Raw genomic sequence first — 22,578 nt, 5'->3', positions numbered from 1 at the left:
CTACGCGGCCTGCAATCCTATTCAATGCTCCGCATTTGGCCGTTGATCACCCGGCTCTTGCACGACTTCAGCCGGTTCATCAAGCTGGAATCCGCCTGGAACACTCGTCTTGGAGGTTCGACGAGCGTCTGCTTTGACGTCATGCCCGCCCTTCCATGCTCCTCCAGCCCAGTTCCACCAATGGAGTTTTTGAACTGATTGCTAGGGCTGGCTGAATTTCTGCGTCTTGTCTGTGCCCATGTCTTCCTCCTCCCGACCTACCATCGTCCGCCACCAGATTCTTGCCACGGCGACCATGGTGTCCTTCCTGATGTACCTGGACCGCATCTGCCTGGCGGACATCATTGGCTCCCTCTCCTTCAAAAACGAGATCAAGCTCTCCGTCACCGATGCCGACTGGATTAAGCTCGTCTTCTTCTGGGCCTACGCGCTTTTTCAAGTGCCCGCCGGCTGGCTTAGCGATCGTTTCAACGGCCGTATTCTGATCACCATTTACATCGCCACGTGGTCTTTGTTCACCGCCATGACCAGCTTTGCCACCGGCTTCGCCACACTGCTCATTGCCCGCCTGCTGTGCGGTCTCGCAGAGGCCGGCTACTATCCGGCCGGCAGCAGCCTGGTCACCCGCTGGGCGCACATCGGCTCACGTGGCTTCGCCAGCAGCATCATCGCCTGGGGTGGGCGAGTCGGCGGTGCCGTGGCCCCAGGTTTGACGGCCTACGTCATCATCGCTGCGGGGAACTGGCGTTATGCAGGCTGGATCTATGGCGGTGCCGGCATCTTCGTCGCCTGGTGGTACTGGCGCGTCTTCCGCGATCATCCCCGCCAGCATCCACAGTGCAACTCGGCCGAGATCGATCTCCTGGCAGAGGGACGCGGCGAATTCCAGCCGGTGAAAAACCCGCCGCGCCGTTTCCCCTTCGCTGCAGCCTGCCGCAGTGTGAATCTCTGGTATGCCAACGCCGTGCAGTTTTTCACCAACATCGGCTGGGCCTTCCTCGTCCTCTACCTCTCAGACTATCTGAAAATCGTCATGCACGTGGAGGAAAAATATGCCGGCTGGATCACCACGGCCGCCCTTTCCATCGGCATTCTGGCCCTGCCACTCGGGGGCACTCTCACGGACGTCCTCACTCGCCGCTTCGGCAAACGCTTGGGCCGCATGCTGCCCATGTCTCTCACCAAGTTCGCCGCCGCCGCCTGCTACCCTCTCGCGCTTTGGACGGACTCCCCTCTCGGCATGGCCATCGCCTTCGGTCTGGTCACCTTCTTTGCCGACTTCGGCCTTCCTGCCATGTGGACCACCATGCAGGACATCAGTGGCAGGCACCAGGCTCAGCTCTTCGGCTGGGGAAACATGTGGGGCAATATCGGCGCCGGTCTCATGGCTCTCATGTTTCGCCGAGTGCTGAATGTTTTCGACTCCAACAACGACTACCATGAAGGCGTCTGGATGTGCGCCGGGGCCTTCATTCTCGCTGGTGTGTTCGCGTTGTTTGTGAACGCAGAAAAGCCCGTGACTCAGGAGGACGTTTGAAACGTCGCTCGCCGTGTCACGGGCGTGAAATTCTGATCAGAGAAGGCAGGTCTTACCAGCCGCCTTCGTCGCCGCCGCCGCGGTTGCCACGGTCATAGCCGCCGCCACCGCCACGCTTGCCGCCGCCGCCACCGTAGCCGCCACGGCCACCGCCGCCGCCGCCACCACCGTAGCCGCCGCCACCACCGCCGCCACCGTAGCCGCCACGGCCACCGCCGCCGCCACCACCGTAGCCGCCACGGCCACCGCCGCCACCGCCGCCTGCCGGACGCTCTTCACGTGGGCGGGCTTCATTGATGGCAAGCTTGCGGCCCATGAATTCCTGGCCGTTTTGCGCATTGATCGCAGCATTCATTGCTTCTGCGGAGTCCATGGTCACGAAGGCAAAACCACGCGGACGGCCGCTTTCACGGTCCATCGGGAGGAAGACTTCGGTGACACCACCATATTGGGAAAACAGCTCACGGACGTCTTGTTCCTGAGCGGCGAAGGGCAGGTTGCCCACGTACATCTTGGTATTCATATCTTTCTTTGTTGGGTGCCGTCCTCTGCCTCGTGTCAGAACCAGCCCCGATCATCGGTATATGAACACCAACGGATTTCAAAATCACCTGATGAACGACTGAGCCTGACCCTTAACAGGTGACTTACGGCGTTTTATCGCCGGAAACGGGCCAAAGGCAAACGAAACTTTTCTACGGTTCCACCCCCGCCACCCACGCCAGCTGGGTCACACCGGCCCCCAGTTTCACCTGTTTCCCGTCCGTACATTTGGCAATGACGCTCCCGGCCATCGCCTGTACCGCGATTTTCAAACGCCCGTCATTGGGATAAAGCGCCGTCAAAATCTGCAGCTCCGGCAGCGCCTCCACCGTCATACCCATCGCGTCAAACTCATCCAGCAGAGCTTTGAGTGCCGGTTTCAGCACGGCCTCTGCCTCCTCTCGTTCTTGTCTGCGTTCCTGCGGCAGCGTGAGTGCCAGGTCTTCCAGCGCACGCAGAATGATCACGTGGTAAACCGTGCGCGCATTGTGCGCATCCATCCAGCGCCCGTTCGGTGCCTGCCCCGGAGCCACTCCCACACGAAATTTTTTCAACGCTCCATCCAGATACTTCACATCTCCCGTGGCCAGATACGCCTGCGTCAGCAACGAGACGGAGAAGGCGTTGTAATTAAAGTTCGCGCAGCACTGCTGCGTCAGCGCCCAGTCAGCGGCCCGCAGTCCGGCTTGCTTCCATTTTGCATTCTGGTGCAACACACCCGCCTGCAGCAGTGCCGTACCGCACACACCCGTGTCAAACTGCGTGCCTCCATCCGGATCAGCAGAAATCACCCACCCATCTTTGACCTCCGCAGTGCCAGCCTCCATCCGCCGCGTGATCATGTCTCCAAAGCGGATGTTTTTGCCGCGCAGATCTGGAAACGGAAAAAAGCCCGCAGGCTGCTGCAAGCGGACCAAGATGCCGGCCACCCCGCTCGTCAGCCGGTCCAGTTCCACCACCGCCTCCGGCTGATGCTTTTCCGCAAACGGCCGCACATGCGTCACCCCGCTCAGAATATCCGCATACAGCCGCAGCATCTGATCTGGAAGAAGCTGCCCCTCGCTGAGCTGACGCACCCGCCTTCCCTCGCTCTTCAATGCCTCCACAAACAGCCGCGTCGCCTCGGCCTCACCGAGTGTGATTGGGTCTGCTTTCTTGCCTGCTCGTCGTCCATCCGGCACACCCGCTTGATCACCCAGCACCTTCAGCATCTCCTGCGTCACCACCCGCACCTGCGCCGCGTCATCACTCTTCATCGCCTGCGCCAGTCGCGCATGAAGATCAGGCTGCCTCGCCTTCATCTCCGCCGTGGGATGAAACAGCGGCTGCCCCGCCATCGCCCACCCGCCGGGGTCAATGCCCACGGCGGTCTCCGCTTCGCGCAGCCGCGCCTCCGCATCGGCCGGCAGCGCCGCTTTGAGCTCCCGTGCCAGCTTCTCCACCCTCGCCACCAGCGCACGATCGTTGCGCTCACGCGCGATCTGCACTGCCATCCGCAGCCGCGCCTCCGCCTCATCAGGCGTCAGCGCGGCCGCTGAAACTCCACCAAGAAGCACCAGAAAGACAAGCCTGCGCATACACCGGTGGGGGGCTTGCAGGACTACTTCTTCAGCTTGCCTTCCACATAGGTGAGAATGCGTCCCACCTTCTCCGCGTCCTGCGCATCCTTCGCCGCTTCAAAGGCTTCCTTTGCCTGCAGCAGTTCGCGCAGCAGTGGCAGTGACACAATCTCCTGCCCCGCCGCCTTCACGGTTTCAAAGCGCTCCTGCAGCGTGGTCAGGTCCGTGCTGCCTGGCTCAAATTTGGAGAAGTCCACCTTCTCGACTTCAGCTTCCAGCTCTTTGTAGTGCGAGTCCGCATACAGTTCGTCCAGCTTCGCATCGGCTTCCGCATACTGCCCGCTTTTGATCAGTTTTTCAATTTCGCCCCCCCGATACTTCATCGCCTCCGTCGGCGGCACGCCGAGCGCTTCGAGGGCCGCCTTCAGCTTCCCGGCTTTCTCATTCACCTTTGCCTCCAGTCCGCCGCTGCTGCCTGTGCCTCCCGCAGCCATCGCCTTCGGTGGCCCCAGCTTCCGCGCCTTGGCCAGCTGTTCCGGCGTCAAAACGTCGCGCACTCCTATCAGTGCTCGCAGTTGCAGCTGTTTCACCGCCGCCTCCGCTTCCAGGAGCTTGGAAAGTTGCGCCGCCGCCACATCGGCGCTGGTGCCTTGATCCTGCAGCAGATGTCCCAACGCCTTTTGCTGTTCTTTCACGGCCTGTTCCAGGGGCTCCGCCTGCTTCCGCGCCTCGCCGAGCTGTGCGTTCAGCTTTGCCTGCTGGTCCTGGGTCAGCCCCAGTTCGTCACGCACAGTGGCGATCATGTCAGGATGCAGCAGCCCGCTCTTGAGCCAGTCTTCGACGTGAGCGGCTGGCAGGCTGGCCAGGGAGAGAAACAAACAGCAAAGGATCTTTTTCATGGGATGTAGGGGTTGAGATGAGAGGTCAAAAGAAAGTCCGAAGGCGCTTCAAACGTCAGCAGGGACGGCTCCAGGCCCGCAAACAGCTCTCCTGGCGGCGAGTCTAGCAGCGGTGGCAGCGCCTCGCTCAGCGGGCGTTCATTTCGCGGCCCTTCTGACAGAAGAAAAACTGCAGCGAGCGCACAGGCCGTCCCCAGGGCGGGCACCATCCAGCGCCGCACGCTCCCAGGCCGCCTCTCTCGAAGTTCCAGCAGTTCCGGGCGCCATGCAGGTGCATCGGCACGATCGCACCGGCGCGCATGCGCAAAGGCCTCCATCAGGTCGTCGTCAGAGCTTTGTCTCATGGGAGGGTTCGGGTTGCAGCAGCTGGCGCAGGCGCGCCTTGCCTCGTTCGTAATGCTGGCGCACGGAGCCGATGCTCACTCGCATCACGTTCGCCGCCTCGTTCAGGGTTAGATCCTGGTAAAATACCAAATGCAGCACCTCCGCCTGCCTCGCAGGCAGCTGCGCCAGGCAGCGCCGCAGCTCGGCATTGCGTTCGTCCACTTCCATCTTTCGAGCCGGCGAGGGGCGTGGATCGTGCCCGTCTCCGGAGATCTGCAGCAGCAGCCTGCCGAGCAAAGACTCCCGGTACCGCAGCCGCCGAAACTCTTCGTGCGCCGTGAAGCGGATCACCCCAAACCACCACGTCTTGAAACTGGAGCGCCCGTCGTGCCCTGCCCGCTCCTGCGCCAGCTTCAGATACGCGTTTTGCAGCACGTCCTCCGCTCGTGACTGATCTCCCGCACAGCAGTGCAGCGCCCAGCCAAAGGCGTCGGCGTGCAGAGCTTCGAGCTGGTCGGCAATGGCGCGTTCCATTCATTTTCCGCTGTGTGGCGCGGCATGCTCCGCTGTATGACACACACCCGTAAAAAACCAGCCCCTTCCACCGCTCACCTTCTCATTTGAGCAGTACCCCCAGTCCCAGCAGCAGTGTCAGGATCAGCGTCCCTCCGGCCGCATACCATAGCTGGACAAGCTGCTCCGGCGTAAGGAAACCGCGCCCTGGCAGCAGCGCCACCGCAAACGCCAGCGCCACCAGCAGCCAGCTGAAAAGTAGAAAAACGGTGGGGCTGTAGGGCGCGGGCGCCGGGATGACCGGCTCCGGCAGGAGCGCCGGCTCATCTCGTCCCACCAGCGCCGAAGGATTCGGCAGCGGCACTGGGCTGCTGGCATACAGCGCCGCCTGCACCACCGGTATTGGCGCCGCAGGCTCAGAGGTATGCACGGGCGGGCCCGCCTCCAGCCTGCTTTCCTGGGCGGTCTTCGCCTGTCGCGACACAATCTTCGGGGCGTAGTCCAGGTGCTTGGCCTGGATGCCCGGCATTTTCGGCAGCGCCGCCAGCGCTGGGGCCGCTGTCTTTGCCGTGGGGGCATGACCATGGCTGGTGGCGGCATCACCCGCCCTGACCAAGATCACCCGTCCTCCAATGCTCAAACTCAGCGGCAGCTCCAGTTCCGCCTCACCTTCACCCGCACGGCCCAGCCACCCCACCACCGCGCTGTCGTCCAGCACCTGCACAAAAACCTTCCCTCCTGCCGCAGGCCAAAGCGCCAGCAGCATCTCCGGACAGCCCGCATCAGAAATCACCACATCACACGTCTGTCCCGCCCCCAGCAGCAGCGGCTGGTCATTCGCCAGCACCATCCGCAAGTCCCCGGCTCCCACTCCCTGAAACACCACTTCACGCCCGGCCTTGCCCTGCTCCATCCGGAAAGGCCTGCACAGCTCCAGCTCATGCCTTCCCACCTTCACCTTCCACGGGAGCGGCTGTGCGTAAGGCACACTCCCGTCGCCAGGATGCACCACCACCAGCTGGCAGCCATTCACAAACTGCACCGCCATCTCCTCATCCCTCACACCTTCAGCATCCATCCGTAGCTGGCACGCTTCTCCTCGCCCGAGATGAATCGTCTCCCCGTCCTCCACCAGCAGGCAGCGGCGGCGACCGTTCAATTCGTAGGAAACAGGGATCTTCATGCGCAGCCCATTGTTTACGCTTCAACTTTCCTCAAGTCGAACAAACGATCATCCCCTGCGCAGGCTACACCACGCCGCTTTCCCCGCTGCCGTTTCCAATCTCAAAATCACAGTTGCGGATTCGGAACAGTCCTTGCTAGGATGTCATGCTGGTCGTTCCCCCGACTTTTCCCTATGAGCACTGCAACTTCTGGCTCGAAACCCTCCAAAGGCTGGCAGCCGCCGTCTCTGGAAGAGATGCAGGCCCTGCTCCCACAGTATCACTTCGTCTCGCTTCTCGGCCGTGGCGGCATGGGTGCCGTTTACAAGGCCGTCCAAGTCTCCCTGGACCGCCCCGTCGCCATCAAGGTGCTGCCCCTCGATTTGATCGAAGATGACGATGAAGCCCAGTTCGCCGCTCGTTTCAAAAACGAAGCCCGCACCATGGCCCGTATGAGCCATCCCAGCATCGTCAGCGTGTTCGACTTCGGCGAAACCCAGACCGGCTTGCTGTACATCGTCATGGAATTCATCGACGGCACGGACGTGTCGAAGATGATCATCTCCCAGGGCAGGCTCCCTGAAGACTACGCGCTCTCCATCACCGCTCATGTCTGCGATGCGCTCAACTACGCGCACCGCAACGGCATCATCCATCGCGACATCAAGCCCGCGAACATCCTCATCAATACCGAGGGCGCTGTGAAGGTCGCGGACTTCGGCCTCGCCAAGGCCAGCGATGCCGGCCAGAGCGGCCTGACGAAAACAAACATGGCCATGGGCACTCCCGACTTCGTCGCCCCTGAAGCCCTCATCCCTGGCATGCCGCTGGACGGTCGTGCCGACCTCTATGCCATCGGCGTGATGCTCTACCAGATGCTCACCGGAGAAATCCCGCGCGGCATGTGGACTCTCCCCGGTTCCAGGATCGGCACGGATCCCCGCTTTGATGCGATCATCTCCAAGGCCATGCAGACCGACCGCGAGGCCCGCTACCAGTCCGCCGCGGAAATTCGCCAGGAACTCGACAGCATCCTCACCACGCCGCGCGCCCTCATCATCCAGCAGCAGCAGGAAGCTGCCGAAGCCGCTGCACGGGCCACGCAGGCCCGCAAACTCGAAGAAGCGCAGGCCGCCGCTGCACAGAGAGCTCCGTCCGGCCCGCCGCCCCCGCGCCGATCTCAGGACCAGCCGCCCCGCCGGGTGCCCGCCCCGGTCAAAAAATCCAGCCTTGGTCCCGTGCTCGGTATCGCCGCTGTCGTCGTTCTCATCGCCGGCCTCTTCTTCCTGATGCCGGGGAAAAAATCTGAATCCTCCGGCACCCAGATCACACCGCCCACCGCCTCTGCTGAAAGTTCACCTCCCGTTCCCGCTCCCACACCGCCACCGCCCGCTGCGGAATCCGCGAAGACAAAGAATTTTTCCGGGGTCGAATTCCCCCGCGATCTCCGTCTTCCAGACAGCAAATCGTGGCAGATGAAGGACGGCAAAATCCTCTGCATCCATGTTCCTGCCGATGAATTTCCCTCTTTCTCCGTTCCCACTCGTCTTCAAGGTGCCTATGAGTGCGAAGTCATCTTCTCCATCCCTCCAGCCTCCAAAGGGTACCTGGAGCTGATCCTTCCCGCGCCGCAAGGCTGGATTCCCCTCACCCTGTTTGAGGGCGAACTCGCCGTTTTTCACGGCAGCGTGCGCAAAAGCATTCAGAACCCATGGGCGGCTGGCCCGCAGCATTCCCTCAGAGCTGTCGTCGGCCCACGCCACAGAGTACAAATCTTCTCTGACGGGAAACAGGTCAGCGATGTGGAGGACGCAGGTGTCGCCAGCCCGGCGAACTGGACCTCCATAAAGCCGGACCACGTCAATATCGGCGGTGAGACAAAAAATGGCCCGCCACTCACCCTCCACTCCATCCGCGTCACCCAGGGCGTCTCTCCTCCTGCCGCCACCACCTCCCTCGCCAGCGCTCCCACTGCGCCACCCGCTTCACCGCCTCAGCCATCGTCATCGGCACCCGTTCCCTCGCCGATGCCATCACCTCCCGCTCCGCCACCCCGATCTCCGGCAGACTCTGTCGGCTGGACCGATCTCATCCCAAAGATCGATCCCGCCAGGCACTCCATCAGCGGTGAGTGGCAGGTCACGGGAGGGGAGTTGCGCGGCCGGGGGGTGGACTCCTCCCACCGGGCGCTCGAGATTCCCGTCGCAACCATTCCTGCCAATTACGACCTTCGCATCCGTCTCACCCGCCCCACCATGGGGGCTGCTTTGTTTTTCGCCCTGACTCACGGAAGTTCCGGCGCTGGAGTGACTCTCGACAGCTGGACCGGCAACAAAGACAACAACAACGAAGTAGGCGCCGTCATTTCCAGTAACGGCCGGTCCCTTGAGGTGAAAAATGCCCGGCACTATTTCCAGCCAGGGCTGAAGCGGGAGGTGCTTTTCCAAGCCCGCGAAAACGGTCTGAAAGTCCTGCTGGATGGCGAAGAAATTCTTCGCTGGGACGGCCCCTGGTCATCTCTCACGCAGACGAACGGAAGCTTCCTGCAGCAGCGCATCCAAAGCGGCCCCATCTTCGCCGTCGGTGTCTGCATCGGAGACATCACCTATCATTCCATCGAGATGCGGGAGGTGGACGTCGCCGCCCAGCAAAAAGCCGCCCTGCTCGCCGCTCATCCGCAGCTTGCCGAGCTCGAAGCCGGTTTCCGTTCACACTATGAGTCTGATGCCCAGCGGCCGTACCTCGCCGCGCTCGCCGTCTTGAATCAAAGCTACGTGAACACCGGGATCGCACGGGCACGTGCTGCGGCTCAGGCAAAAGGCAGCCTCGCGGAAGTCTCCGCCCTCGATGCGGAAAAAAACGCCGTCACCACGGGCAACGGTGTTCCCGCCACCGACGCGGACACCACACCCGCCTCGCTCAAATCCCTGCGCACCACCTACCGCGCCACTCTGGCAAAAATCACCTCTGAGCGCGATGCCAAAATCCCGCCGCTCTTCGACATCCATCTCAGGGAGTTGGATGCCTACGTGACCACCCTCACCAAGGCCGGCAAAATCGATGAGGCGAAACAAGTCAGCTCGCTGCGTGAGGAAGTCTCAGCCAGTCGCGGAGCCTTCTCCGGCCCGCTTCCCACACCGACGTCAAGCGGCCCTCCACAGCCACCTCCTCCCAAATAAGGCTTCAGCAACTCCATCGGCATGAAGTTCGTCCCCGTCAAAGGCACCAACCTATTGTTCTGCATCCACGAGACGCGCCGGCAGGACTACGCCGCCTATGCCGCGGCGAATCCCGGCGTCCGCGAAGACTGGGTGAAAGTCACACAGATGGATGTTCCCTGCGGTGACAAGGATGACCACCCCGTGCTGAACGTGCGCTGGACGGAGGCCCAGGCCTTCTGCGCCTGGCTCACCAAAAAAGAAGGCCGGACTTACCGCCTCCCCACCGATGCGGAATGGAGCATCGCCGCGGGCATGAAGGAAGGGCAGCGCCCCGCCGGCGCCACACCCGAATCGCTCAATGAAAACGACCCGAACTCTTACCCATGGGGCGGCAGCTTTCCTCCTTCCGACCGCGCGGGAAATTACGCTGACAAGACCTCCGCCATCCAATTCCCCAGCATCGGCTCCATCGCTGAGTATGACGACGGCTTTGCCACCACCTCTCCCGTGATGAGTTTCAAGCCCAACAAACTTGGCCTCTACGACATGGGCGGCAATGCGCTCGAGTGGGTGGATGACTGGTTCAATGCCAGTCAAACCACCCGCACGCTTCGAGGTGGTTCCTTCATGGAATCCGACGGCCGCCGTCTCCTGTCCTCCTTCCGCTCCTTTGACGGCCCCTTGATCGCCCGCCACTTCAACGGCTTCCGAGTGGTGCTGGAAGCCCCGGGCAAAAAAGACCCCTGACGATTTTTCTCCATCCCATGCCTGAAGACCCATCTTCTCCCGGGGCCACACCCGCGAACTATCAGCGCACCACAGGAGGCCATCTCCGTTGGCAGCCGCCCAGTCCGGAGCATCTGCAGGAACTGCTCCCAGCCTATGAGATTTTAGGCATCATCGGCAAGGGCGGCATGGGTGCCGTGTACCAAGGCCGCCAGAAATCCCTCGACCGTCTCGTCGCCATCAAGCTCCTCCCTCCTGAGGCCGCAGACAACGACATGCAGTTCGTCGAGCGCTTCAAAAACGAGGCGCGCACCATGGCCAAAATGAACCACCCGGCCATCGTTCATGTGTATGACTTCGGGGAAACCTCCGACCACCAGCTCTACATCGTCATGGAGTTCATTGACGGCACCGATGTAGCGAAGATGATCCAGAGCCAGGGCAAGCTCCCGCCCGAGCACGCCCTCGCCATCTCGGCCCATGTTTGCGATGCGCTGCAGTACGCCCACACCCACGGCGTTGTGCATCGGGACATCAAACCCGCCAACATCCTCCTCAACATGGAAGGCCAGGTCAAAGTGGCCGACTTCGGTCTCGCCAAAACCGCCGACGCCGGCGACGCGGGCCTCACCAAGACCAACATGGCCATGGGCACTCCGGACTTCGTGGCCCCGGAGGCGCTCACTCCCGGCATGATCGTTGATTCACGCGCCGATCTCTACGCCGTCGGCGTCATGCTCTACAACATGCTCACCGGCCAGGTCCCTCGCGGCGCCTTCCACATGCCCAGCGTCACCTGCGCCACGGACCTGCGTTTCGACAATATCATCGGCAAATGCATGCAGATGGATCGTGAAGCGCGCTACCAGACTGCGTTCGACATTCGTCGTGATCTGGACGTCATCCTCACCACGCCCCTGGCCAGGCAGGGCGTGCGCACCATCTCCGTCAAACCCCGCGATCTTCCGCAGAAGCCAGCAGCTAAAACCCCCGGCCCGCCCCAGCAGCAGAAACCCGGCAGCACCAGCGCACCCGTGCGCTCTGAGCAGCCACCCCCGGCAGCCGGCCCGCCGGCAAAGTCGGTTCCGAGCGCTCAAAACATCGAATCCACCGCGCAGAAATCCAGCGCCGGCATCTACTATGGCATCGCCGCAGTCTCGACGATTGCAGCCGCTGCCTTGTTTCTGTTTCCAGGCTCCGGAGAAAACACCGCGCCCGATCCCGTTGCGCAGATAAAGGAGCAAAAGCCAAAGCCAGAATCCAAGCCTTCGACCGCACCCAAACCCGCCGAACCCACTCCACAGACCAGCGCAGTGCTCACCTTCGCCGGCCACCGCTACCAGTTCATCGCTGGAAAGGATTCCTGGACAGAGGCCCGGGCTAAAGCCGTCTCCATGGGAGCCCATCTCGCCACAATCACCAGCAAGGAGGAAGATGAATTCATCAACCGGTCGTTTCGCGACAGCCTCCCCAAAGACAAAGACATTGCCTTCATCGGCGGCATGGCCAGCCCCACACCTGACTGGACCTGGGTCACGGGAGAAACCTTTGCTTACAAGCCCAGCTTCTCCTTCAAGGCCGGTGAAATGCGCATGCTCTGCCTGGAAAGGGGTGGCAGGCTTCAATGGAAAGTCCAGCCCAGTGGCAACCGTGGCCAGGGCTTCATCATCGAATGGGACGACGATGGCAGCCCGCCACCTGCCACTCCCATCCTCACCTTCGCAGGCCACCGCTACCAGATCGTGACCAACAAGCTCAAATGGGATGCCGCCAAAGCCAGGGCCGAGTCCATGGGCGGCCACCTCGCCACCATCACCACCAGGGAGGAGAACGAATGGGTGAACAAAAACATCTTCCCCCAGCTCAAAAAAACTGCCGATGCCAAGAACGCAGACCGCTTCTTCATCGGCGCCATCCAGCCTAAGGCACCAGACGGTCCTTGGGAATGGATCACCGGCGAGCCCTTCTCCCTGCAGCCTTGGATGACAAGCTTTCCCAACGACAAAAACCAGAAAGTCGAAGTGGCCACGATTCATTCCAAAAGCTGGGATGATGTGCCCCAGACCTACGAAGCCCTGTCCTTCCTCGTCGAATGGGATGATGCGCCACCCGCAAAGTCTGCTCCATCCCCTCAGGCCGCCCCGGCGGTGGTCGAGATGGTGAAGCCTGCCCAACCCGCCGCTCCGGAACCAGCGATGCCAGCCCCTCCTTCCGCCGGACCAGCGCCACCTGCGGACCCTCGCCTCGCTCAACTCGAAGCAGGCTATCAATCACGCTACGACTCCGATGCCCAGAAACCCTATCTCGCCGCCATCACCGCGCTGAATCAAAGCTACGTCGCCAACGGCATCGCCCGCGCCCGTGCCACTGCACAGGCCAGGGGAAGCCTCGCCGAAATCAATGCGCTGGATGCGGAAAAAACCACCATCGAAACCCGCGGCACCGTACCCGCCGAAGATGCGGCAGACACACCCGAATCTCTCAAAACTCTCCGAGACACCTACCGCGCCGCGCTGGCCCAGCTCACCGCCAGACGCGATGCCGCCGCCGCGCCTCTTCTCCAGCTCTACCTCGGTGCTCTGGACGTCTATGTCTCCGATCTCACCAAGGCAGGAAAAATCGAAGAAGCCCGTCAGGTGCAGGCCCTGCGCGATTCGAAAGCGCAGCCAGCCACCGTTTCAGTCCCCCAACCCGCAGCCACTGCGTCGCAAAGCATCTCCCCTGGCAAAGAATTCACCAACAGCCTCGGCATGAAGTTTGTCCCCGTCAAAGGCACCGACACCATGTTCTGCATCCACGAGACACGCCGCCAGGACTACGCCGCCTATGCTGCTGAAAACCCCTCCGTGGATGGCTCATGGAAAAACGCCAACCGCAACGGAATCCCCGTCGGGGACAAAGACGACCATCCCGTCGTCTCTGTCAGTTGGGATGAAGCGCACAAGTTCTGCGAGTGGCTCAGCAAGAAGGAAGGCAAAACTTATCGCCTGCCTACGGACGAGGAGTGGAGCATCGCCGTGGGCATCGGCCCTCAGGAAGACCGCCGCAAGGACTCCACTCCGGAATCCCTCCGCTTTGTCCTGAAAGATGAATACCCATGGGGTGGTGATTTTCCCCCAAAGACCAAGGACAAGGCTGGAAACTACCGGGACATGACCTATTCAGAAAAGTTCAAGACCGAACCCTATCTTGGAGAGTACGAAGACGGCTTTGCCACAACCGCTCCGGTCATGAGCTTTAAACCGAACAAACTCGGCCTCTATGACCTCGGTGGCAACGCGGATGAATGGGTGGAGGATTGGTACAACGCCGCTCAAAAAGAACGCGCCACCCGCGGGTTCAACTTCCATTATGGCGCCGCAAACGCGATGCATCAAAACTTGCTCTCATCAGGCCGCGGCCATTGCGCTCCCGACAAACGTGAATTTGTCATCGGCTTCCGCATCGTCCTCGAAGCCCCAAAAAAAGCTCCCTGACGGCTTCGCGTTTCCACACAAGGCCCGCAGCAGATCAGCCCGTAAAATCCGTCGACGCCGCCACTTCTCCCCACCGCTCCGCCTCGCGAGTGAGTGCCGCGGCTTTGTCCCGCATCTTCTTCACCACATACTTGCCCAGCGGCAGCCTCGGCGGTGTCTCGCCATCCAGCACCATTTTCACAATGGCCTGCGCTGCACGCGCCGGATCTCCAGGCTGCTTGCCGTTCACGGTTTCCAGAAAGGCGGCAAACTTCCGCGCACTGCCGTCATATTCCGCGATCTGCGTGGCAGCCTTCTCCAGACCACGTGCGATGAAGTCCGTGCGGAACGGCCCCGGCTGCACCAGCGTCACGTGAATGCCCAGCGACGCCAGTTCCAGCCGCAGGCTCTCGCTCATCATCTCCAGCGCGGCCTTGGCTCCGCCGTAGATGCCAAAGCCCGGATAGTTCGAAATCGCCGCCGCCGCGCTGATGTTCACGATGTGCCCGCGCTTCCGCGCCCTTAGGCCCGGCAGCGCCGCGCGGATCACATTCAGCGGGCCGAAAAAATTCGTCTCCAGGCTGCGGCGGATCTGCTCATCACTGCATTCCTCCACCGCGCCGATCAGCCCATAGCCCGCGTTGTTGACGATCACGTCCAGCTCACCCGCCGCCGCGATCACTTCGCGGATGTTCGCCTCATCGGTAATGTCCAGCGCCATCACCTCACAGCTTCCCGGTTTCTCCAGATCCGCAATGCTGCGCACGTCGCGTGCTGTGGCAATGACCTGCTGCCCGGCCGCCAGCGCCGCCTCGGCAATCGCACGGCCAAAGCCGCTGGAACATCCGGTGATCAGCCATTTTTGAGAACTCATGGGCGTTTTGTTTGCGGGTGGGGAGTGATAAGCCAGCCTGCAAATACGGCACCCGCCACCGCCCGGATTCTTTCAAACCTTCAGCCCCGAAAAATCTCCCGCACCGCCTTCTCGCGATGGGCAAAAACACGCTTCAGTTCCGGCGCCACCAGCCAGGGATGCACTAGCTCCCCCAGCGGACCAAAGGGCAGCACATACGTCACTCGATCCGTCGCCATCGTTCGCCCGTCTCCCAGATCCTCAAAGTCATGCTCATGGTGCCACACCGCATAGGGCCCCACCCGCTGCTCATCCACAAACCGTCGCCCCTCCACCACATACGTGATTTCTGAAAGCCACGTCACCGGAATGCCCAGCAGCGGCCGCAGCCGGTGCGTGATCATGAGCCCGGGATGGACGGCGGCAGGCAGGTCTTTCTCGTCCGTCGAGAATCCCATCCCTGGCGGCGTGATTCGCGCAAGGTTCCGCGGATTGGCAAAAAACTCCCACACCTCCGCCACCGGCGCGGGGATGATCTGCTGATGAATAAGAGTGTGCACAGCCATGCAGGAGCTGGTTACGTCCATGAAGCTAACGGAGGTGCGCTAACTATGCCGGATGACGAAACTCAATTGTCCACCGCGAGGTAGGGAGGCTGGTCCTCCAGCCTCCGCCGAGCGTCTCCATGACCCCCTTCCGAAAACTCATTCCGAAAACTCATTCCGAAAATTGCCACGCTTCATTCCGCCGCAGCAGCCGCCCTCGCCAGCCGGATCGGCCCCCGCGCCGCGACCGGATCGGCAGGCTCCCCCTTCTGCGTGCAGACCAGCAGCCCCTCATCCACCAGCTCCGCCGCCACCTCCCGCACCCTCGGCATCAGCGGCCGCCACTCCCCGCTGAGCTGCCGCGCTGCTTCTGAAGGGCAATACGTAGCCCCCTCGCTTCGGCTCGCTGCCAGCCGCAAAAGGCATTCTCGAATCATCACCCCATCCACTCCCGTGGCATTTCTGATCAACGATCTGTCCGTGGAAGATTTCGGCATGGCTCCTTCGTCACTCAACCGTTCAGCGACCAAAGGCTGAAATTCAGATAGGTCGCAAAAGTGACCCAGCACAGATACGGCACAAACAGCCATCCGGCCACTGCATTGACCTTTCGAAAACTCAACCACGTCAGCAGAATGGACACCCACAGCGCCACGATCACCCCGAGGCCCAGGCCCAGGGCATGCGCCCCAAAGAAGATCGGTGTCCACGCCGCGTTCAGCGCCAGCTGAATGAAGTACATCCGCAGCGGCGCCCCAAAGCCCTGCCGCTTCCATACCATCCACGCCGCCACCGCCATCAGCGTGTACAACGTCATCCACACCGGCCCGAATACCCAGCTCGGCGGATTGAGCGCCGGCTTCCGCAGCGCCGAATACCACTCCCCAGGCATCTCGATAAAAGCACTCAGCGCCGGAGCGGCAAAGGTGATCAGCAAAAAGACCACCAGCGCCCAGCCGCTGCGTTTTTGGATGGAGGATGCACTCATGGTATTTACGAATACGCTTCCCGAAGCTGTCTCGCGTGCATGTGGATCGCCCCGCGCTGCTTTTCATCCAGCCGCGCCAGGTTTTTCAGCTGCATGCTCATCCTTTGGTTCTGCCTCAGCTTCGGCTCGTGCTGCAGCAGGTAATCCCAGTACAACGTCGTGAACGGGCAGGCCTTCGGCCCCGTGCTCTGCGCAGGATCATACTTGCAGCCGCTGCAGTAGTTGCTCATGCGCTGGATGTACTTCCCGCTCGCCACGTACGGCTTGCTCCCCATCACGCCGCCGTCGCCGTATTGGGACATGCCCAGCGTGTTTGGCAGCTCCACCCACTCCACCGCATCCACGTACACCGCCAGGTACCACTCGTGCACCTTCCTGGGGTCCACCCCAAACAGCAGTGCGAACAAGCCTGTCACCATCAGCCGCTGAATGTGGTGCGCATAGCCCAGGCGCAGCGTCTGCGTGATCGCATCCCGCAGGCAGTTCATCTCCGTCTCCCCCGTCCAGTAAAAGCCGGGTAGCGGCTCCTGCGCATGCATGGCGTTCCGCTCCAGATACTCTGGCATTAAATGCCAGTAAATGCCACGCACATACTCCCGCCAGCCGAGGATCTGCCGCACAAAGCCCTCCACCGCTGCCAGCGGCGCCTTGCCCTCCCGCCACGCTTTCTCCGCCGCCGCCAGCACCTCACGCGGGTCCAGCAGCTTCAGGTTCATCGCCGCACTCAACCGTGAATGATACAGCCACGGCTCCTGCGTCCACATCGCATCTTGATACTTCCCAAACTCCGCCAGCCGGTGCTCGATGAAATCCCGCAGCGCCGCCTTCGCCTCCCGCGCCGTCACCGGCCAGTCAAACTCCTCCAGCGCCCCGGGGTGCTTCGCGAAGCTCTCGTTCACCATCGCAATCACCTCCTGCGTGATCTCATCCGGCTTGAACCTCTTCGGCGGCACCCGCAGCCCCGGTCCATGCTTGTCAAACGCCCCCCGGTTGTCGTGATCAAAATTCCACTGCCCACCCGCCGGCTTTCCATCCTCCATCAGCACGCCCGTTCTCTGCCGCATCTCACGGTAGAAAAATTCCATCCGCAGCTGCTTGCGCCCCTCCGCGTGTTTGGCGAACTCCTCCCGGCTGCACAGAAAATGCCCGTCTTCCCGCACCTCCAGCGGCACCTCGTTTTCTCCCGCCACCTTCTCGATCTCCCTCTGCACCGCCCACTCTCCGGCCTGCACCATCACCAGCTTGCCCGGCTTCAGCTTTTTCAGATCAGCCCGCAGCGCCTCGCCAAAATTCGGCCACTCCCCCATCTCGTGATAAATCACCTTCCAGCCCTTCTCACGCAGCGCCTCCCGAAAATGCCGCATCGCTGTGATGAACATCGCGATCCGCGCCTTCGTGCTCCACACCTTGGTCGACTCCTCCGCCACCTCCGCCATCCACACCGCATCGTACTTCGCATCAAAGTCCTCCAGCGCCGCTGATTTCAAATCCAGCTGGTCGCCAAGTACAAGGATGAGACGTGAGACATGGGGCATGCGCGTTGGTTTACGTCTCCCCTTTCCTCCTCGGTCACGCAAAAATATCAGGATTGTCCAAAGCCCATGCAAGCACGCTGCATGTCCAGTCGCGTTCATCTCTTCATGCTTCGCCCCATGCCGAAACACCTGCTTCTGTTCCTCACCCTGCCTGTCTCCGCCCTTGCGGACCCGGTGAGTTTCAGCCGCGAGGTCATGCCCCTTCTCTCAGACAACTGCCTCTCCTGCCACGGCCAGGATGCGGGGCATCGCAAGGCCGACCTCCGCCTCGATACTCAGGAAGGCGCCCGCGAAGCACTGAAATCCGGCGACTTTATGGCCCGCATCGTCAGCACCGATCCCGACGAGCTCATGCCTCCTCCGAAGTCGCACAAGCCCGCGCTCAAGCCCGATCAGGTCGCCATGCTCAAACGCTGGATCGCCGAAGGTGCGAAGTGGGGCAGGCACTGGTCCCTCGAAAAACCGGTGAAAGCCAAGGTCGAAGGCCACCCCGTGGACTTCTTCGTCAAAGCCCGCCTCGCCAAAGAAGGCCTCACCCTTTCCCCCAAAGCCCCCGCCCACACCCTCCGCCGCCGTCTCTCCTTCGACCTCACCGGCCTCCCTCCGGCTTCCGGTATCCAGCTTCAAGCATCCAGCATCCAGGATCTAGCCACCAGCCTCCTCGCCTCCCCTCACTTCGGCGAACGCATGGCCATGATCTGGCTCGACGCCGCCCGCTACTCCGACACCGACGGCTTCCAGTCCGACGCCTCCCGCACCAACTGGCCCTGGCGCGACTACGTGGTCGAGTCCTTCAACGCCAACAAGCCCTTCGATCAGTTCACCCTCGAGCAGTTCGCCGGAGATCTCCTCCCTAACGCCACGCCCGAGCAAAAACTCGCCACCTGCTTTCACCGCAACCACATGACCAACGGCGAAGGCGGCCGCGACAAGGAAGAATCGCGCATCGACTACGTCATCGACCGCGTCAACACCATGGGCACCGTCTGGCTCGGCCTTACCCTCGGCTGCACCCAGTGCCACTCGCACAAGTTCGATCCCGTCTCCCAGCACGACTACTATTCGCTCAACGCCTTCTTCAACAGCATCGATGAAGACGGCGCCGCCGGCACAAAAGCCACACCCTACCTCAGCTACCAGTCTCCCTATGCCAAGCGCGCCGTCGAGGAGTCCCAAAAACTCGTCGATGCTCGCAAGCCTGTCGAAGCCAAGGCGAAAGCCGATGCCGAGAAGCCCTTCGAAAAATGGCTCGCTGAAAAGCAGGCCGCCGTGAAGAACGGCTTCCAGGCCTGGCACATCATCCACGGCGGTGTCGAGTCCCAGGAAGGCACCAAACTCGCGCAAGCCAGAGACGGCATCGTCACCGCCAGCGGCCCGAATCCGAAGCAGGACGACTACCGCCTCATCTCCACCTCCATCAAGCTGCCGCGCCTCACCGGATTGAAGCTCGAAGTCCTTCCGCAAAACGGCGCGCTCTCCCGCGGCAAAGACGGCGAGTTCATCCTCACCGACATCAAGGTCCAGGTGCGCCGCAAAGGCAGCTCACAAATCCGCGACATCCTCGTCAAATACGCCATCGCGGACACCAAGGTCGAAGCCAAGGCCCGCGAGTATGGCGACGTGAAAGGCACCCTCGACGACGACCCGCGCAACGGCTGGACCACCAAGGGCTTCCCCAAAGACCAGCCTCACACCGCGCTCTACGGCCTCGCTGAACCTCTGGCACTCGAAAGCGACGAGGAGCTCATCTTCGAACTCCGCCACCGCTCCACCAATGGCGATGCGAACATCTCCAGCTTCCGTGTCTCCGCCACCGACCAGCCCGGCCCCGCCGTTAAAGAGCTTGGCCCCTCCCCTCTCGAACAACTCGCCGCCGGCACCCCCGACCGCCACCGCCTGCTCGATCAGTTCCTCGAAGACCACACCCCGTATCAACTCGCCAAGGCCTCACTCGATCGCGCCAATGCCCAGCTCAAGGAAGTGCAGTCCGCCGCCGGCAAGCTCAATGTCATGGTCCTCACCGAGCGCAAAGAACCGCGCGACACCCACGTCCTCGTTCGCGGTGTCTGGGACAAGAAAGGCGATGTGGTGCAGCGGGATGTGCCCGCCGCCATCGCCCCTTGGCCCGCAGGCCTCGCACGCGACCGCATCGGCCTCGCCAAATGGATCACTTCCAAGGAAAACCCGCTCACTGCCCGCGTCTTCGTGAATCAAGTCTGGCAGATGCTCTTCGGCGCAGGTCTCGTTCGCACGCCAGATGACTTCGGCCTCCAGGGCCAGCGCCCCACCCACCCCGAGCTGCTCGACTGGCTTGCCGTCGATTTCATGGAGAACGGCTGGGATGTGAAGAAGCTCATCAAGCTCATCGTCACCAGCGAAACCTATCAGCAGTCTTCAGATCGCACCACTGCGGCAGACCCTCAGAATCTCCTCCTCTCCCGCGGCCCGCGCTTCCGCCTCCCCGCATGGATGATACGCGATGCCGCGCTCGCCTCCTCCGGCCTGCTCAATCCCGCCCTCGGCGGACCGCCCGTGCGCCCCCACCAGCCCGAAGGCGTGTGGGAGGAGATCTTCATGGGCCGCTTCACCTATGAGCCCAGCCAGGGCGCGGCCCAGCACCGCCGCACCTTGTATGCCTTCTGGCGTCGCAGCATCGCCCCCACCTTCCTCTTCGACAGCGCCCAGCGCCGCGTCTGCGAAGTCGCCATGTCGCGCACCAACACACCTCTTCAAGCGCTCACCCTGCTCAATGACCAAACCATCGCCGAAGCCTCCCGCGCCCTCGCCACGCGCATGCTCGCCGCCAAAGCAGAAGACCGCCTCCAGCTTCTCTATCAGTCGGTTCTATCCCGCGCCGCAACCGCCAAAGAACTCGCCGTCCTCCACCGCGAACTCGACCGCGCTCTGGCCTACTACCGCGCCCACCCCGAAGACACACGCAAGCTGCAGACCACGCCCGAACTCGCCGCGCACACGCTCGTGGCCACCCTGGTCCTCAACCTCGACGAAGCCATCACCCATGAGTGAATCCTCCCTCAACACCACACGGCGCTACTTCCTCGGCCAGTGCACCGGCGTCTCTCTCGGCGCCATGGCGCTCGACTCGCTCGCAGAGCAGGAAGCCACCGGTCTCCCTTCGCTGCCGCATTTCGCACCCAAGGCCAAACGCGTCATCTTCCTCACGCACTCCGGCGGCCCTTCGCAGCTGGAACTCTATGATCACAAGCCCGGCCTCATGCGTCTGGCAGGCACTGAGCTTCCGGAATCCGTCCGCCAGGGACAGCGCCTCACCACCATGACTTCAGGCCAGAAGCAGCTAATCCTGCCCGGCCTCACACAGTTCAGCCGCTGCGGCAAAAGTGGCGCCACCATCAGCGAATGGCTCCCTCACCTCCAGGGCGTCGCAGATGATCTCTGCTTCATCAAGTCGATGACGACAGACCAGATCAATCACGCCCCCGCCATGACCCAGTTCCTCACCGGCCACCAGCTTCCCGGCCGCCCAAGCCTGGGCTCATGGGTCAGCTACGGCCTCGGCAGCCTGAACCGAAATCTGCCCGACTACCTCGTGCTCATTTCAAAAATGCAGCGCCCGAGTGATCAGCCCCTGTACGACCACTACTGGGGCAGCGGCTTCCTGCCTTCACGCTATCAGGGCGTCAAGCTCCGCAACTCCAAAGACCCCGTCCTCTATCTCACCGACCCCGACGGCCTCCCGCGCCACCTTCGCCGCGGCATGCTCGACGGTCTCGCCGAGCTCAACCAAATGCACTTCGAGCAGACGCAGGATCCCGAGATCACCACCCGCATCCGCCAGTACGAAATGGCCTACCGCATGCAGGCCAGCGTGCCCGAACTCACCGACCTCACGGACGAACCCGACCACGTCTTCGAAATGTACGGCCCCGACTCCCGCCGCGCCGGCAGCTACGCCGCCAACTGCATCCTCGCCCGCCGCCTCGCCGAGCGCGGCGTCCGCTTCATCCAGCTCTTTCACCCCGACTGGGACCACCACAGCCGCCTGCCAAGCTGGTGCACCGCCCGCTGCCGCGACACCGACCAGCCCAGCGCCGCCCTCATCAAAGACCTCAAGCAGCGCGGCCTCCTCGATGACACCCTCGTCATCTGGGGCGGCGAATTCGGCCGCGGCGTCGCCGGTCAGGGCAAGTGGGACAGCCCCGAAGCCGGACGCGACCACCACCCCCGCTGCTTCACCATGTGGATGGCCGGCGGCGGCATCAAACCCGGCATCACTTACGGAGCCACCGACGACTTCAGCTACAACGTCGCCGAAAACCCCGTCCACGTCCGCGACCTCCACGCCACCGTCATGCACCAGCTCGGCATCGACCACGAACGCTTCACCTTCCGCTCCCAGGGCCTCGACTTCCGCCTCACCGGTGTCGAACCCGCCCGCGTCGTGAAACCCCTGTTGGCGTAGCCAACTCGTCCTCGCTCCCACCTCTCCGCACCGCTCCATCATCGCGCCACCCAGCGCCGTATTGTAGTTCCGCCTTTAGGCGGTCCGGAACCCAGCACCCCGCGCACGCTGCCTCCCCAGCGTCCTCGCACCACCCCCACCGCTCCACCCAGCGCCGCATTGTAGTACCGGCTTCAGCCGGTCCGGCCCCCAGCGCGGGTAGGGCGGGCTGTCCAGGCTGTGTGAAAACACTCTTTTTAGAGAGGCCTGCCCGGAATGCCGGTTAAATTCTGGCATTCTGCCAAGCGATTTTGCCTTCAGTGCTGTGCTGCTTTCCTGAGCGCTTGTAATGCGCTT

General features: G+C 62.3%; 17 protein-coding genes. 6 read left to right on the top strand and 11 right to left on the bottom strand.

The features are described from left to right. The first annotated feature begins 238 nt into the window (after positions 1-238). Positions 239-1,537: an MFS transporter gene (locus tag ACILSO_RS27780; protein WP_395740752.1), complete on the top strand. Its 1,299-nt coding sequence runs from the start codon at positions 239-241 to the stop codon at positions 1,535-1,537. Between the two features lie 52 nt (positions 1,538-1,589). Here ACILSO_RS27780 and ACILSO_RS27775 read toward each other — a convergent pair whose 3' ends face one another. The 6 genes from ACILSO_RS27775 to ACILSO_RS27750 all read right to left on the bottom strand — a co-directional run bounded on the left by ACILSO_RS27775 (position 1,590) and on the right by ACILSO_RS27750 (position 6,558). After that, positions 1,590-2,060 carry an RNA recognition motif domain-containing protein gene (locus ACILSO_RS27775; protein ID WP_395740751.1) on the bottom strand — a complete coding sequence of 157 codons (471 nt, stop codon included), beginning with the start codon at positions 2,058-2,060 and terminating at the stop codon, positions 1,590-1,592. Positions 2,061-2,232: 172 nt separating this feature from the next. Continuing rightward, the gene (locus ACILSO_RS27770) at positions 2,233-3,657 is read right to left on the bottom strand and encodes a hypothetical protein (protein WP_395740750.1); all 1,425 of its coding nucleotides are present in this window, start codon (positions 3,655-3,657) and stop codon (positions 2,233-2,235) included. A 23-nt stretch (positions 3,658-3,680) separates the two neighbouring features. Beyond that, the gene (locus tag ACILSO_RS27765) at positions 3,681-4,538 is read right to left on the bottom strand and encodes a Spy/CpxP family protein refolding chaperone (protein ID WP_395740749.1); all 858 of its coding nucleotides are present in this window, start codon (positions 4,536-4,538) and stop codon (positions 3,681-3,683) included. Further along, positions 4,535-4,882 carry a hypothetical protein gene (locus tag ACILSO_RS27760; protein WP_395740748.1) on the bottom strand — a complete coding sequence of 116 codons (348 nt, stop codon included), beginning with the start codon at positions 4,880-4,882 and terminating at the stop codon, positions 4,535-4,537. Before ACILSO_RS27760 ends, ACILSO_RS27765 begins: the two co-directional genes overlap by 4 nt. Further along, positions 4,866-5,396, bottom strand: coding sequence for an RNA polymerase sigma factor (locus ACILSO_RS27755; RefSeq protein ID WP_395740747.1), 531 nt, complete (start codon positions 5,394-5,396; stop codon positions 4,866-4,868). The genes ACILSO_RS27760 and ACILSO_RS27755 overlap by 17 nt, the downstream gene beginning before the upstream one ends. An 82-nt stretch (positions 5,397-5,478) precedes the next feature. Continuing rightward, on the bottom strand, positions 5,479-6,558 hold the full coding sequence (locus ACILSO_RS27750) for a hypothetical protein (RefSeq protein WP_395740746.1): 1,080 nt from the start codon (positions 6,556-6,558) through the stop codon (positions 5,479-5,481). 174 nt (positions 6,559-6,732) lie between these two features. On the opposite strand from ACILSO_RS27750, the gene ACILSO_RS27745 reads away from it, so the two are divergent. The 3 genes from ACILSO_RS27745 to ACILSO_RS27735 are packed head-to-tail and all read left to right on the top strand — an operon-like array spanning position 6,733 to position 13,901. Beyond that, on the top strand, positions 6,733-9,717 hold the full coding sequence (locus ACILSO_RS27745; protein WP_395740745.1) for a serine/threonine-protein kinase: 2,985 nt from the start codon (positions 6,733-6,735) through the stop codon (positions 9,715-9,717). Positions 9,718-9,738: 21 nt separating this feature from the next. Then, the gene (locus tag ACILSO_RS27740) at positions 9,739-10,446 is read left to right on the top strand and encodes a formylglycine-generating enzyme family protein (protein WP_395740744.1); all 708 of its coding nucleotides are present in this window, start codon (positions 9,739-9,741) and stop codon (positions 10,444-10,446) included. A 17-nt stretch (positions 10,447-10,463) separates the two neighbouring features. Then, a complete protein-coding gene (locus tag ACILSO_RS27735; protein ID WP_395740743.1) occupies positions 10,464-13,901 on the top strand; it encodes a protein kinase domain-containing protein in 3,438 nt (1,145 codons plus the stop codon). A gap of 34 nt (positions 13,902-13,935) precedes the next feature. Here ACILSO_RS27735 and ACILSO_RS27730 read toward each other — a convergent pair whose 3' ends face one another. The 5 genes from ACILSO_RS27730 to ACILSO_RS27710 form a co-directional block, all read right to left on the bottom strand. Further along, positions 13,936-14,754 (bottom strand): oxidoreductase, encoded by an 819-nt coding sequence (locus ACILSO_RS27730; protein WP_395740742.1) that lies wholly within the window; start codon positions 14,752-14,754, stop codon positions 13,936-13,938. An 80-nt stretch (positions 14,755-14,834) separates the two neighbouring features. Further along, entirely contained in the window at positions 14,835-15,299 is a 465-nt protein-coding gene (locus tag ACILSO_RS27725; RefSeq protein WP_395740741.1) for a hypothetical protein, read from the bottom strand. A 173-nt stretch (positions 15,300-15,472) separates the two neighbouring features. Then, the gene (locus ACILSO_RS27720; RefSeq protein WP_395740740.1) at positions 15,473-15,775 is read right to left on the bottom strand and encodes a DUF3253 domain-containing protein; all 303 of its coding nucleotides are present in this window, start codon (positions 15,773-15,775) and stop codon (positions 15,473-15,475) included. A 14-nt stretch (positions 15,776-15,789) separates the two neighbouring features. Then, positions 15,790-16,266, bottom strand: coding sequence for a TspO/MBR family protein (locus ACILSO_RS27715; protein ID WP_395740739.1), 477 nt, complete (start codon positions 16,264-16,266; stop codon positions 15,790-15,792). 5 nt (positions 16,267-16,271) lie between these two features. Further along, on the bottom strand, positions 16,272-17,801 hold the full coding sequence (locus ACILSO_RS27710) for a cryptochrome/photolyase family protein (RefSeq protein ID WP_395740738.1): 1,530 nt from the start codon (positions 17,799-17,801) through the stop codon (positions 16,272-16,274). Between the two features lie 117 nt (positions 17,802-17,918). Here ACILSO_RS27710 and ACILSO_RS27705 point away from each other — a divergent pair, with 117 nt between their 5' ends. Together ACILSO_RS27705 and ACILSO_RS27700 are read left to right on the top strand one after the other, a co-directional pair. Further along, a complete protein-coding gene (locus ACILSO_RS27705) occupies positions 17,919-20,828 on the top strand; it encodes a PSD1 and planctomycete cytochrome C domain-containing protein (protein ID WP_395740737.1) in 2,910 nt (969 codons plus the stop codon). Then, complete coding sequence (locus ACILSO_RS27700) at positions 20,821-22,242, top strand: DUF1501 domain-containing protein (protein WP_395740736.1); 1,422 nt, start codon at positions 20,821-20,823, stop codon at positions 22,240-22,242. Before ACILSO_RS27705 ends, ACILSO_RS27700 begins: the two co-directional genes overlap by 8 nt. Positions 22,243-22,578 lie beyond the last annotated feature (336 nt).

Source organism: Prosthecobacter sp. (genome assembly GCF_044226605.1).
In the GTDB taxonomy this organism is placed as follows: Bacteria; Verrucomicrobiota; Verrucomicrobiia; order Verrucomicrobiales; family Verrucomicrobiaceae; genus Prosthecobacter.
The sequence above is the reverse complement of the archived record's forward strand: the minus strand, read 5'-3'. Positions and strand labels throughout refer to the sequence as shown.